At 37.3% G+C, this 12,934-nt stretch carries 15 protein-coding genes; all 15 read left to right on the forward strand.

Annotated elements, in window-relative coordinates; genetic code table 11:
- Positions 1–166: 166 nt before the first annotated feature.
- Positions 167–937, forward strand: a complete 771-nt coding sequence (locus tag MOK21_RS21715) for a TatD family hydrolase (protein WP_249076042.1) — start codon at positions 167–169, stop codon at positions 935–937.
- Between the two features lie 135 nt (positions 938–1,072).
- Entirely contained in the window at positions 1,073–2,284 is a 1,212-nt protein-coding gene (locus MOK21_RS21720) for a resuscitation-promoting factor (protein ID WP_249076043.1), read from the forward strand.
- Between the two features lie 265 nt (positions 2,285–2,549).
- Complete coding sequence (gene rnmV, locus MOK21_RS21725) at positions 2,550–3,116, forward strand: ribonuclease M5 (protein ID WP_249076044.1); 567 nt, start codon at positions 2,550–2,552, stop codon at positions 3,114–3,116.
- Positions 3,109–3,990, forward strand: coding sequence for a 16S rRNA (adenine(1518)-N(6)/adenine(1519)-N(6))-dimethyltransferase RsmA (gene rsmA / locus MOK21_RS21730; protein WP_249076045.1), 882 nt, complete (start codon positions 3,109–3,111; stop codon positions 3,988–3,990). The genes rnmV and rsmA overlap by 8 nt, the downstream gene beginning before the upstream one ends.
- A 157-nt stretch (positions 3,991–4,147) precedes the next feature.
- Entirely contained in the window at positions 4,148–4,408 is a 261-nt protein-coding gene (veg, locus tag MOK21_RS21735; protein WP_049667356.1) for a biofilm formation stimulator Veg, read from the forward strand.
- A gap of 113 nt (positions 4,409–4,521) precedes the next feature.
- Positions 4,522–4,704 (forward strand): small, acid-soluble spore protein, alpha/beta type, encoded by a 183-nt coding sequence (locus tag MOK21_RS21740; RefSeq protein WP_049667357.1) that lies wholly within the window; start codon positions 4,522–4,524, stop codon positions 4,702–4,704.
- 417 nt (positions 4,705–5,121) lie between these two features.
- Entirely contained in the window at positions 5,122–5,988 is an 867-nt protein-coding gene (ispE, locus tag MOK21_RS21745; RefSeq protein ID WP_249076046.1) for a 4-(cytidine 5'-diphospho)-2-C-methyl-D-erythritol kinase, read from the forward strand.
- 56 nt (positions 5,989–6,044) lie between these two features.
- A complete protein-coding gene (purR, locus tag MOK21_RS21750) occupies positions 6,045–6,878 on the forward strand; it encodes a pur operon repressor (RefSeq protein ID WP_132364310.1) in 834 nt (277 codons plus the stop codon).
- Entirely contained in the window at positions 6,875–7,249 is a 375-nt protein-coding gene (locus MOK21_RS21755; protein WP_249076047.1) for a RidA family protein, read from the forward strand. Before purR ends, MOK21_RS21755 begins: the two co-directional genes overlap by 4 nt.
- 337 nt (positions 7,250–7,586) lie before the next feature.
- Complete coding sequence (spoVG, locus tag MOK21_RS21760; protein ID WP_249076048.1) at positions 7,587–7,889, forward strand: septation regulator SpoVG; 303 nt, start codon at positions 7,587–7,589, stop codon at positions 7,887–7,889.
- Between the two features lie 206 nt (positions 7,890–8,095).
- On the forward strand, positions 8,096–9,466 hold the full coding sequence (gene glmU / locus MOK21_RS21765) for a bifunctional UDP-N-acetylglucosamine diphosphorylase/glucosamine-1-phosphate N-acetyltransferase GlmU (RefSeq protein ID WP_249076049.1): 1,371 nt from the start codon (positions 8,096–8,098) through the stop codon (positions 9,464–9,466).
- A 24-nt stretch (positions 9,467–9,490) separates the two neighbouring features.
- Complete coding sequence (locus tag MOK21_RS21770; RefSeq protein WP_079563685.1) at positions 9,491–10,450, forward strand: ribose-phosphate diphosphokinase; 960 nt, start codon at positions 9,491–9,493, stop codon at positions 10,448–10,450.
- Positions 10,451–10,775: 325 nt separating this feature from the next.
- Positions 10,776–11,366 carry a 50S ribosomal protein L25/general stress protein Ctc gene (locus MOK21_RS21775; RefSeq protein ID WP_249076050.1) on the forward strand — a complete coding sequence of 197 codons (591 nt, stop codon included), beginning with the start codon at positions 10,776–10,778 and terminating at the stop codon, positions 11,364–11,366.
- Positions 11,367–11,623: 257 nt separating this feature from the next.
- Complete coding sequence (gene pth, locus MOK21_RS21780) at positions 11,624–12,184, forward strand: aminoacyl-tRNA hydrolase (RefSeq protein WP_249076051.1); 561 nt, start codon at positions 11,624–11,626, stop codon at positions 12,182–12,184.
- Positions 12,185–12,499: 315 nt separating this feature from the next.
- On the forward strand, positions 12,500–12,727 hold the full coding sequence (locus tag MOK21_RS21785; RefSeq protein WP_004229176.1) for an anti-sigma-F factor Fin: 228 nt from the start codon (positions 12,500–12,502) through the stop codon (positions 12,725–12,727).
- Positions 12,728–12,934: the final 207 nt, after the last annotated feature.

The raw sequence follows: 12,934 nt of genomic DNA on the forward strand, positions 1-12,934 counted from the left end.
TAATTTATACACATTATTCATTCGGGTTTTTTAGGTATATAGTAATAAGCGTGATGTCTGTGGAATGCGAAATGTTATAATACTAAATCGTTTGTAACAAATTTGTAACACTGACGAAAAATATGAAATAATAATTTTTAATAAAATCTATGTTAGGAGAATGACGATGTTTATTGATACACATGTACACTTAAATGCTGATCAGTATGAAGAAGACTTACAAGAGGTTATAGATCGAGCTCTCGAAGCTAAAGTAGAAACGATGGTTGTTGTTGGTTTTGATCGCAAAACCATTGAAAAAACAATGCAACTGATTGAACAATATGATTTTGTTTACGGCGTCATTGGTTGGCACCCAGTTGATGCTATTGATTGCACACAAGAAGATTTAAATTGGATTGAGGGATTAGCAGCACATCCGAAAGTAGTGGGTATTGGTGAAACTGGATTGGACTACTATTGGGATAAATCCCCGAAAGATGTTCAACAAGCACTTTTCCGCAAGCAAATTCATTTAGCGCAAAAGCTAAATTTACCAATCATTATTCATAACAGGGATGCTACTGGAGATGTTGTCCAAATTTTACGTGAAGAAAACGCTGCTTCCGTGGGAGGTGTCATGCATTGTTATAGTGGCAGTGTGGAAACCGCGCATGAATGTATTGCTATGAATTTTATGATTAGTCTTGGTGGACCGGTGACATTTAAAAATGCACGAATGCCGAAGGAAGTGGCGACAGAAATAGCATTAGAGCATTTGATGATCGAAACAGATGCTCCGTATTTAGCGCCTCATCCATATCGAGGAAAACGTAATGAGCCAGCTTTAGTGCCTTTAGTTGCAGAAGAAATTGCTCGTTTAAAAGGATTAACGATTGAGGAAATTGCACAGGCAACGACAGCCAATGCGAAAAAATTTTTTAGGATTGACAATTAATTAGCTGAGATGCCTCCAATACTGAGTTTGTAGTTGGCTAAAAAGATATTGTCAATTTTCTTTGAAGTACATTCGGGTTGACAGTGCCAAATCTAGTACGTATAATCCAACTTTGTATTAAGGAGGCGTTTTTTCATGTCAAATAATTCCATGAAAAACTTGTTCTTAGGATCATTGAGGAGTAAGCAAACAGTGATAAGCATTATTTCACTTGTCCTGTTTGTATCTGTAATTTCATTTGTACTTTATCAAGGTACTAAAAAAACCGTAACGCTTGAGGCGAACGGAGAAACAGTCGAAGTAACAACACATGCCAAAACCGTAGAACAATTATTACAAGATCAAAATATAGACGTAGCAGAGCATGACAAAATATCACCCTCTCTGAACACCAAAATTGCTAATGGGTTAGCAATTTCATGGGAACAGGCAAAAGAAGTAACAATTTCAGTTGATGGAAATCAGTCAAAAGTTTGGACAACTGAAACACAAGTGAAAGACATTTTGAAAGAAGCGAATATTGACGTATCAGAGCATGACTCATTAGCACAAGGTCTAGATACAGAAATAGGAGCAGACAACAAGATCGATATTCAAAAAGCGTTTCAAGTATCGCTTGTCGATGGCGTAAACGAGAGACAAGTATGGTCCACTTCGACTACGGTCGCTAACTTTTTAAAACAACAAGGAATTCAACTAAATGAATTCGATCGTGTCGAGAATAACCTGAAGGACGTAATATCTCCGCAGAGTAAAATCACAGTAGTTCGCGTAGAAAAGGTTATCGATGTAGTGGAAGAATCTTTAGATTTCGCAATTGAAAAGAAGCAGGATGCTTCATTGGAAAAGGGAAAACAAAAAGTTGTAGCAGCAGGCCATAAAGGATTAATGACTAAAACTTATGAAGTTGTTAAAGAGAATGGTCAAGTTGTAGCTAAAAATCAACAATCTAAAAAAGTTGTAAAAGAACCGCAAACGCAAGTGGTTGCAGTAGGTACTAAAACTGTAGTAGCGAGTGCAGCGACTGTATCACGTGGTTCATCAGAGCCAGCTAGTGGTAAAGAATTTTATGTAACGGCAACGGCTTATACACCTAATTGTAATGGCTGCTCGGGGATATCTGCGACTGGCATTAATTTGAAATCAGGCTCTGGTTTGAAAGTAATTGCTGTAGACCCTTCTGTTATTAAGCTTGGCTCAAAAGTTTGGGTTGAAGGTTATGGAACAGCTATTGCAGGGGATACTGGCGGTGCAATTAAGGGTAATCGGATCGACATACTTGTACAATCTGAATCCCAGGCTAGTAATTGGGGAGTAAGGAAAGTGCGTATTAAAGTATTAAATTAAAAAAATTGTAAAATTAAAACAATAAATAAATTAAAACAAAATGTTTTTCACTATTAGTAGCTTTCCTGTTTTGACTGGCGGGAAAGCTTTTTTATCTTTTTTTAATAAATAGTTCTAAAGGATAAAGCATAGTAATATCTACATAAAGTAGGCTGTAACGATCACTATACAGTCTGCTAGAAGGCGAATAGCCGTGTATTTCTGTACAAATCATAGAGTGCAGTTGTAAAATGGTCTGAAGATAAGGTAGAAAAGAGGAGCCTTTTTGCAAATAAAAGAAATCATTGTTGTAGAAGGAAAAGATGATACAACAGCTATTAAGCGAGCTGTACAAGCAGATACTATAGAAACAAATGGATCGGCTATTTCAGAGGAAACACTGAAGCGAATTCAACATGCACAGGATAAAAGGGGCGTTATTATTTTCACTGATCCAGATTATCCAGGACGTCGAATTCGTGCCATTATCGAGGAACGTGTAAAAGGTGTAAAACATGCTTTTTTACCGAAGGCTAAAACAATTGCGAAAAACGGTAAAGGATTAGGCATTGAGCATGCAGCAGATGAAGATATACGTGAGGCGTTGCAACATGTCTATACTCCTATAGAGTTTGAGCCAACTACAGATGATATTACTCTCGAAGATTTAATGACGGCCCATTTAATTGGCCATCCACAGGCGAAAATTCGCCGTGATCGTCTTGGGGAGATTTTGAATATCGGTGCGACAAACGGTAAACAACTTCATAAAAGATTAAAAATGTTTCAAATCACAGAAAAGCAATTTGGTGCGGCAATCGCACAGTTAGATCAGGAGGAAAACGATGCATAAGGATATTGCAACACCAATTAGAACGCAGGAAATTTTAAAGAAATATGGATTTTCATTCAAAAAAAGCTTAGGTCAAAATTTCTTAATAGATCCGAACATTTTACGAAATATTGTTAGTCATGCAAATTTAACTGAAAATAGTGGTGCAATTGAGGTTGGTCCTGGCATTGGAGCATTAACAGAGCATCTAGCAAGAAGTGCAAAAAAAGTGGTATCTTTTGAAATTGATCAGCGGCTATTACCGGTATTAGAAGACACACTTAGCCCATATAATAATGTATCTATTGTACATTCAGATATTTTAAAGGCAGATGTCGCTAAGGTAATTCAGGAAGAGATGCCAGGTATTGACGATATCATGGTTGTAGCGAATTTACCTTATTATGTGACGACGCCGATTTTAATGAAATTACTCAATGATCGTTTGCCAATTCGCGGTTTTGTAGTCATGATGCAAAAGGAGGTTGCAGATCGTATTTCGGCTAAACCTGGTACGAAGGAGTACGGTTCTTTATCAATTGCGATTCAATATTATGTTAAGGCTGATATTGCCATGACGGTTCCGAAAACTGTATTTATGCCGCAGCCAAATGTAGATTCTGCAGTGCTCCGTCTTATTAAACATGATGAACCCCCTGTAAAAGTCATTGATGAGGACTTTTTATTTGTCGTGACTCGTGCGTCGTTTGTACAACGACGAAAAACAATCTTCAATAATTTACAATCAGGTTTACCAAATGGTAAGGTTCACAAAGAAAAAATTATGGATGCTTTGAAAGCAGTAAATATTGAACCAACACGTCGAGGAGAGACCCTTACGATTCAAGAGTTTGGAAAATTAGCCGATGCACTATACCCTACATTTGTAAAGTAAAAAATTTTTGTTAACTTTTTTGAGTATACGTAAAAAAACATGTTTTTTTTATGAAAAATAAGTTGACAATATTTATTAGAGGCTGATAAAATATTATATTTTGTTGACATTTTTGGGCGAATCGCTTATACTGTTTATTAGTGAGGTGTAAGCGAAAATGCCAAAAACTTTAGCGGACATTAAAAAGTCGTTGGATTGTCATTTGGGTAAACGTTTGCAGTTAAGAGCAAACGGAGGTCGCAAGAAAACGGTCGAGTGTGCAGGGGTATTGCGTGAGACATATCGCGCTATCTTTGTAGTTGAACTTGATCAAGAAGACAATACGTGCAAGCGCGTATCGTATAGTTACACAGATATTTTAACTGAAGCAGTAGAGATTACATTTTTAGACGAAGCAAAAGCTGCTATCGCAAAATAGTTTCTAGTACTTATTTCTATATTTCGAAACACTCATGTATGTTAAAAACTACATGAGTGTTTTGCGTTTTCTGGGACATACTAAAATCGTCAGTTGTTAAAGGAGGAGTTTATATGCCTAGAAAAGGTATCATGTCACCTCGTTTAAAAGAAGAGATCGCTAAAGAGCTTGGATTTTATGATGTTGTGCAACGAGAAGGCTGGGGCGGCATTAAAGCTCGAGACGCCGGTAATATGGTCAAACGTGCCATTGAAATGGCAGAAAGAGCAAATAGTGAGCAAGAGCATAATAAGTAGCCTCTTTGTGAAAAAAGACCACTTATTATTTTGAATCTTTATCTGCAGGGATGAAAACTTCCTGTAAACACAACAAGGCAACTGACGAGAGAGAACCGTTACACCAAATGGGGTATACGGTTCTTTTTTTCCATTTTCGCTTTCCCATTATGGTAAAATAAAATGAATAATCTTGTGAAAGATAAACGACAGGTTTATCTTCATTCAGAAAATGTTTTATATAGCGAAGTGAACGCCAGCTACTGATGTTTTGTAACAGTTACAGAAGACTCTTACATTAGAGATTCAGTGATTAAAGTGTCAGCCAACATGCAAACCTAAATTGAAATGGGAGCATTGTATATCTGTGCGAAGGCGAAGCATCAGCCAATTGCGTGAATGCGTAATGGATAAGTGTAGCTATAAGGAGGAAGAAAGATGCTTTATGTAAAGGCGCCTGCAAAAATAAATTTAACATTAGATGTACTTTATAAAAGACCAGATAATTATCATGAAGTAGAGATGGTCATGACAACAGTGGATTTAGCTGATCGTATTTGTTTAGAATCTAGAGAAGATGGCGTAATTGAAATAATTTCGACTGATAATTTCGTACCAAATGATCACCGAAATTTTGCTTATCAGGCAGCGCGTCTAGTTAAAGATACATACGGCATTGGACAAGGTGTATCCATTACTATAGAAAAGGAAATACCAATCGCAGCAGGATTAGCGGGTGGTAGTAGCGATGCGGCTGCTACACTGAAGGGTTTAAACGAGCTGTGGAATTTAGGGTTATCTATAGATGAGTTAGCTGAATTAGGTGCGAAAATTGGCTCAGATGTTTCATTTTGTGTCTATGGTGGCACAGCATTAGCAACTGGACGTGGAGAAAAAATTCAGGAATTGCCTGCACCTCCAAACTGTTGGGTAGTATTAGCTAAGCCTAAAATAGGTGTATCTACTGCTGAAGTATATGGAGGATTAAAGGTTGACGGGTTAGAGCATCCAAATACGAAGCAAATGATTCATGCTATTGAAAAGGAAAATTATGAACTACTGTGTGCATCATTAGGAAATGTTTTAGAAACTGTAACATTTAAGCTACATCCAGAAGTAGTAATGTTAAAAGAACAGATGAAGCGCTTTGGAGCAGATGCAACATTAATGAGTGGAAGCGGTCCGACCGTGTTTGGTTTGGTGGATAGTGAAGCTCGAGTAAGTCGCATATATAACGGTTTACGTGGTTTTTGTGAAGAAGTATATGCTGTTCGGATTTTAGGTGAGCGAAATACGCTTGCTTAAAACCGCAAGTTTATGTTAATTTTACCTATAAATATTCGTGTTTAGGAGAGGGTCGCATGAAATGGAAGCGTAGTGAACGACTAGTTGATATGACGTACTATTTACTAGAACATCCACATCAGCTGATCCCGCTAACTTATTTTTCTGAACTATATCAATCTGCAAAGTCTTCCATAAGTGAAGATTTGACGATTGTAAAAGAAACTTTCGAAGAAAAAGGAATCGGGTTATTGATGACAGTACCGGGCGCTGCAGGGGGAGTTAAGTATATTCCTAAAATGTCCGAGGCTGAGGTCCGTTTAGTTATTGATGATTTAAAGGCGGAGCTTGAGCATTCAGATCGTTTGTTACCAGGCGGTTATTTATTTATGACGGACTTACTCGGCAATCCAGATTTAATTAATCGAGTTGGAAAGGTATTTGCATCCGCATTTGCCGATCAACAAATTGACGTCATAATGACTGTCGCAACAAAAGGGATTTCTATTGCCCACGCCATAGCAAGACATTTAAATGTACCAGTTGTTGTTGTCCGAAGAGATAGTAAGGTAACTGAAGGCTCTACAGTCAGCATCAACTATGTATCTGGCTCTTCCAGAAGAATTCAGACAATGGTATTATCAAAAAGAAGCATGAAGAGTGGACAACGCGTGCTTATTACCGACGACTTTATGAAGGTCGGTGGTACAATGAATGGCATGAAAAATCTATTAGAGGAATTTGACTGTCAGCTTGCTGGGATTGCAGTACTTGTAGAGGCTGAACATGCAGATGAAACTTTAGTAGATGATTATTACTCATTAGTGAAGCTTCATGAGGTCAATGAAAAGGACCGTACAATTGCATTAAGTGAAGGTAACTATTTTTCTAAAAGGGGAAATGACAAATGAAAGTAGTAGCAACAACAAATGCACCAGCAGCAATTGGACCGTATTCACAAGGAATTATTGTAAATGGCATGTTTTATAGCTCAGGTCAGATTCCATTAACAGCAACAGGCGAATTAGTGGAAGGTGATATCACTGTTCAAACAAATCAAGTGTTTGCTAATTTAAAAGCAGTTTTAGCAGCTGCGGGCTCTTCTTTGGACAATGTTATTAAAACAACTGTTTTTATGAAGGATATGAACGACTTTGTTGCAATGAATGAAGTATATGCTAGCCACTTTGGCGATCATAAACCAGCTCGTTCAGCAGTAGAGGTTGCGCGTCTCCCAAAAGATGTAAAAGTAGAAATTGAAGTTATTGCCATCGTTAAATAATTTTTTAAGCTCACTAGAAGAGAAGGTTAGCTCTTTTAGTGGGTTTTTTTATCTTTATTTAAGAAATTCTTTTTTGTGCAAAAAGCGAAGCGGCAGCAAAAAAGGTTTTCAGATCAAGGCAACAAAACTGTCTAAATATGTTGTCATACCATCTGAAAGGGTAACATTGTAAGGGCAACAGACAAACAATTGTCAAAATTTACGTAAATTAAAGGAAATATTATACTGATGAGTATTCAAATTTTTTAGAAAATTTGATAGACTATAAAAAGGAAAATATTCGGTAATTAGAATATTATTTTTCATTAAGGCATCTAAGAAGAGAGGTGGTGAGAAAATGGAAGTCACTGATGTAAGGTTACGTCGTGTACAGACTGATGGTCGCATGCGTGCGATTGCTTCCATTACACTCGACAATGAATTCGTAGTTCACGATATTCGCGTGATCGATGGCAATACAGGTTTGTTTGTTGCTATGCCAAGTAAACGAACTCCAGACGGTGAATTTAGAGATATTGCGCATCCTATTAATTCTACTACTCGTAATAAAATTCAGGAGATTATTTTAAACGAGTATCATAATTCAAGCGAAGCGGAAGTAACGGAAAAGGCAGAAGAATTAGAAGGAATTGGCGTATAGTTATTAAGAGCTCTTCTTAATTGAAGAGTTCTTTTTATTTTGAGAATAAGAGAAAATGAGCAGTTTTAGGACATACATATTAACATTCGAGCATAAGGTGCATTTGATTTGGAAATTCATCTTTTTGTCAAGTCGACATGCCTTGAAAATCGATGGATTTTGCTATATAGTCATAAGAGAAAATGAGCGTATTGGAGGACTTACAGATGAGCAACATTTTTGCTGTCATTTTGGCTGCAGGTCAAGGTACACGTATGAAGTCCAAATTATATAAAGTGCTCCATCCAGTATGTGGGAAGCCAATGGTACAACATGTGGTGGATCATATTCAAACGTTAGATGTGAATCGCATCGTAACGATTGTAGGACATGGTGCTGAAAAGGTGAAACAACAGCTTGGCAATAAAAGCGAGTATGTTTTACAGGCTGAACAGTTAGGGACAGCTCATGCTGTACAACAGGCTGAAGCAATTTTAGGTAGCGAAGAAGGGACAACATTAGTTGTCTGTGGTGATACACCACTTATCCGCCCTGAAACGATGCAAGCTTTGTTCGAACATCATCAAGCAAAGAAAGCTAAGGCAACTATTTTAACAGCTATTGCTGAAAATCCAACAGGCTATGGTCGTATTTTACGTGGCGACAATGGACAAGTGGAGCAAATTGTTGAGCAAAAGGATGCTTCAGCAGAGCAGCAACTAGTGAAAGAGATTAATACTGGCACATACTGCTTCGATAATAAAGCGTTATTTGAGACATTAAAACTTGTGAAAAATGACAATGCACAGGGTGAGTATTATTTACCTGATGTCATTGAAATTTTACAAAAACAAGGCGATGTCGTTGAAGCATATGTAACGGAAGATTTTGAAGAAACATTAGGTGTTAATGATCGTGTCGCTCTGTCACAAGCAGAGGCGCTAATGCGTACAAGAATTAATGAAAAGCATATGCGTAACGGTGTCACAATTATTAACCCAGAAGCAACTTATATCAGCGCAGATGCAATAATTGGTCCTGATACTGTCATCCAGCCAGGTTCTATGATTGAAGGTGCAACTGTTATTGGTGAAGAATGTATAGTTGGGCCTAACACACAAATCATAGATAGCCGTATCGGTGATCGAACTACTGTGCATTCTTCTGTTGTCCGTGAAAGCGTTATAGCAGAAGAAACAGCAATTGGACCTTTTGCAAATATTCGACCACTTTCTGATATTGGTAGCCATGTGAAGATTGGTAACTTTGTAGAAGTGAAGAAAAGTAAGCTAGATAATGGCACGAAAGTATCGCACTTAAGCTATATTGGTGATGCTGAGATCGGAAGTAATGTCAATATTGGCTGTGGTTCCATTACAGTAAACTATGATGGGAAAAACAAGTTCCAAACAATTATTGAAGATGATGTATTTGTAGGATGTAATACTAACTTAGTAGCGCCAGTGAAGGTTGGAAAAGGTTCATTTATTGCAGCAGGATCTACAATTACAAAAGAAGTTCCTGAAGATGCACTTGCAATTGCTCGTGCAAGACAAGAAAACAAGCCGAATTATGTAAGCAAATTAAATTCAAAATAATTATCAACTAAACAGGAGGCCATCATGCCGTATCATTATGCAAACTCACAATTAAAAATATTTTCGCTTAACTCTAACAATCCTCTTGCTCAAGAAATTGCGCAAGAAATGGGTGTTGAATTAGGTAAATCTTCTGTTAAGCACTTCAGCGATGGAGAGGTTCAAATTAGCATTGAAGAAAGTATTCGTGGTTGTGATGTGTTTATCGTGCAATCTACTTCTGCACCTGTAAACGAACATTTAATGGAGCTTTTAATCATGGTAGATGCTGTAAAACGTGCATCTGCTCGTACAGTAAACGTTGTAATGCCTTATTATGGCTATGCTCGTCAAGACCGCAAAGCAAAAGCGCGTGAGCCAATTACAGCTAAATTAGTAGCAAACTTACTTGAAACAGCTGGTGCAACACGTGTAATCGTTTTAGATTTACATGCACCTCAAATTCAAGGTTTCTTCGATATTTTAATCGACCACTTGATGGCAGTGCCTTTATTATCTGATCACTTCAAATCAAAAGGTATCCCAGAAGATGAAATCGTTGTTGTTTCTCCAGACCATGGTGGTGTAACACGTGCTCGTAAAATGGCAGAACGTTTAAAAGCACCTATTGCAATTATTGACAAGCGCCGTCCAAAACCAAACGTTGCAGAAGTAATGAACATTGTTGGTAATGTTGACGGTAAAGTGGCCATCTTGATTGATGATATTATTGATACTGCAGGTACGATTACAATTGGCGCGGATGCATTACGTGCAGCTGGCGCGAAAGAAGTTTATGCTTGCTGTTCTCACCCTGTATTATCAGGTCCAGCGATCGAGCGTATCGAAAACTCTTCAATTAAAGAGTTAGTTGTAACAAATACAATCCAGCTTCCTGAAGAGAAAAAATCTCCAAAAATCACAGAGCTTTCAGTAGCTAAATTGATGGCAGATGCAATCTCTCGTGTATATGAAAACAAATCTGTAAGTACTCTATTTGATTAATATATAAATAAAGAAATTTCAATATGTGACTTATTAAGGACAAATCTACGTTTGTAAGTAGATTTGTCCTTTTTCTGGGTCCTTTTGTTTGAATTTTCTTTTAAAAGGTTATATGGTAATTGTGACTTAATAATATTTATACTATTTTATGAAAAATAGTTTAACACCTAAGGTTGGGATATATTTTGTTAAAACGTAAATCACCCCCACGTTTGGGTGATAAGCTAAAATGTAGGTAAATATTATTATAGCCTTAACAAATGTCATTGAAAGCAGTGACATTTAATAAGGCGTAAATAATTTTTCTTGGAAGGGGAATATAGATATGAGTACAGTATTAAGTGTTAATAAGCGTAAAACTGGGCATCGTTCGACATTAACCCAACTTAGAAAAGGGGGAGCCATTCCTGCAGTTATTTACGGCTATAATTTAGAATCGACCCCAATTTCTATTTCAGAGAAGGAATTCAGAAAATCTATTCAAAAGAATGGACAAAATGGTGTGTTTTCAATGGAGTTAGATGGGAGAAAAGTGAATGTTGTTGTCTCAGAGATTCAACAATGCTCTATGAAAGATGCAGTAAATCATATCGACTTTTTAGCAATTAATATGTCCGAAGCGATAGAAGCGGAAGTGCCTATTAAACTTGTTGGGGAGTCGGTTGGTATCGGTAAAGGCGGCATATTAATGCAACCTAATCTTGATATAAAAATTAAAGTAAAGCCAGCAGACATACCGGAAGCTATTGAAATTGACATTACTAAGCTTCAAATTGGTGAATCCATTACGGTAGCAGATATTCGAGATATGATTAATTTTGATATTATCAGTGAAAGTGATCATACATTGGTAACCATTATGGCTCCAACTGCAGTCGTTGAAGATACGGCAGATAGTACGCAGGAACAAGCGTAAAAAATATATGTGAAGGAAAGGCTACTAAGGAGGCAAACTTCTTTAGTAGCCTTTTGTATTTATAAAATTCAACAATGGAGGACATTTAATTAAACGTCCTCGTGCTTTAGCTTCTTTAATTAATGACACGTGTTATTTCACCGATATTAAGATCGAGCCGTTATGGAACTTTTACTTTCAAAAACTATACAAACTGCTTTCTTCGTGTATGATATGGTAAAATAATGACTATTAGATTTGAAAGAAGAGGGGTACTTATGAAAATTATCGTTGGTTTAGGAAATCCAGGTAAGCCTTATGAGCATACCAGACATAATATTGGCTTCGATGTTATTGATGCATTAGCTGAAAAATGGGGTACACCTTTAACTAATTCAAAGTTTAATGGTATGTATGCAACTGTACATCGTCCTGAAGGAAAGGTTCTACTTGTTAAACCTTTAACATATATGAATTTATCGGGGGAATGTGTTGGGCCCCTTATGAACTATTTTGATATTGATGTGGAAGATTTAATTGTTATTTATGACGATTTAGATTTAGAAACAGGGAAATTACGCCTGCGTCAAAAAGGTAGTGCAGGAGGACACAATGGTATTAAATCATTAATTCAGCATCTGGGCACACAAGAATTTAATCGCATACGTGTTGGGGTTAATCGCCCACCAGCTGGCATGAAGGTAGCAGATTACGTGTTATCGAAATTTTCAAAAGAAGATCAAGCTATCGTTGGCGAAGCTATTGAAAAGTGTGTGAATGCTGTAGAAGGATCTCTTTCAAAGCCATTTCTTGATGTGATGAATCACTTTAACGGATAACAATTTAAGTTAAAGTGTAATGTGGATATTAAAGTTGTCTAAGACGAACTTCTTTCAGCAAATGTTTTTGGTAGCGAAAGCGAAGCGCCAGCTGCAGATGTTTTGGTAGCGAAAGCAAAGCGCCAGCTATAGATGTTTTAGTAGCGAAAGCAAAGCGTCAGCTATAGCTAATTAAATATACAGTATAGTCTTAAACACAATGCGAAAATTATTCTCTATATTTAAGGACGCCAAGGCAAACTTGGAAGTGCATAATCTGTTTTAGAAATGTCTATACTTTAAGTAGTAAGTTGCTTAAAGGAGGATGATTTGGAGATGTCAGTACGCTATCGATGTCGGCATTGTGAAGTAGAAATAGGAACACTACCATTTGATGCAGATGATACAATTCGAAAACTTCATATTTTCGAATTGGGTGAAGCGGATGATTATGTTGAGAAAGATCAACATGGACAAACGACAGTTCACTGCATTTGTGAGCAATGTGAGGATTCGCTGAAACAATATCCAGATTATCACGCACTCAATAAATGGATTCAATAATTGGAGGGATGCTTTGGCGCACATCACGTGCGTTCAAAGCTTTTTCCATTTGACTTGTCACGGAATCGGGAAGGAGCTCTTATATAGGAGGTTAACCTAAAACCATCGCATCCATGCGATAATGGCTAACTGACTGCATCGGTAAAAACGCCACATCCTGTGGCATTACCGAAATGGCCGACATCATGTCGGCCCTCACGCAGGTCT

The organism is Lysinibacillus sp. BPa_S21 (genome assembly GCF_023337795.1).
Classification (GTDB): Bacteria; Bacillota; Bacilli; order Bacillales_A; family Planococcaceae; genus Lysinibacillus.

Excerpts from the sequence above, each read along its gene's own strand:
- MOK21_RS21715 (WP_249076042.1), top strand. The coding sequence starts at position 167 with ATGTTTATTGATACACATGTACACTTAAATGCTGATCAGTATGAAGAA.
- MOK21_RS21720 (WP_249076043.1), top strand. The coding sequence starts at position 1,073 with ATGTCAAATAATTCCATGAAAAACTTGTTCTTAGGATCATTGAGGAGT.
- rsmA (WP_249076045.1), top strand. The coding sequence starts at position 3,109 with ATGCATAAGGATATTGCAACACCAATTAGAACGCAGGAAATTTTAAAG.
- veg (WP_049667356.1), top strand. The coding sequence starts at position 4,148 with ATGCCAAAAACTTTAGCGGACATTAAAAAGTCGTTGGATTGTCATTTG.
- MOK21_RS21740 (WP_049667357.1), top strand. The coding sequence starts at position 4,522 with ATGCCTAGAAAAGGTATCATGTCACCTCGTTTAAAAGAAGAGATCGCT.
- ispE (WP_249076046.1), top strand. The coding sequence starts at position 5,122 with ATGCTTTATGTAAAGGCGCCTGCAAAAATAAATTTAACATTAGATGTA.
- purR (WP_132364310.1), top strand. The coding sequence starts at position 6,045 with ATGAAATGGAAGCGTAGTGAACGACTAGTTGATATGACGTACTATTTA.
- MOK21_RS21755 (WP_249076047.1), top strand. The coding sequence starts at position 6,875 with ATGAAAGTAGTAGCAACAACAAATGCACCAGCAGCAATTGGACCGTAT.
- spoVG (WP_249076048.1), top strand. The coding sequence starts at position 7,587 with ATGGAAGTCACTGATGTAAGGTTACGTCGTGTACAGACTGATGGTCGC.
- glmU (WP_249076049.1), top strand. The coding sequence starts at position 8,096 with ATGAGCAACATTTTTGCTGTCATTTTGGCTGCAGGTCAAGGTACACGT.
- MOK21_RS21770 (WP_079563685.1), top strand. The coding sequence starts at position 9,491 with ATGCCGTATCATTATGCAAACTCACAATTAAAAATATTTTCGCTTAAC.
- MOK21_RS21775 (WP_249076050.1), top strand. The coding sequence starts at position 10,776 with ATGAGTACAGTATTAAGTGTTAATAAGCGTAAAACTGGGCATCGTTCG.
- pth (WP_249076051.1), top strand. The coding sequence starts at position 11,624 with ATGAAAATTATCGTTGGTTTAGGAAATCCAGGTAAGCCTTATGAGCAT.
- MOK21_RS21785 (WP_004229176.1), top strand. The coding sequence starts at position 12,500 with ATGTCAGTACGCTATCGATGTCGGCATTGTGAAGTAGAAATAGGAACA.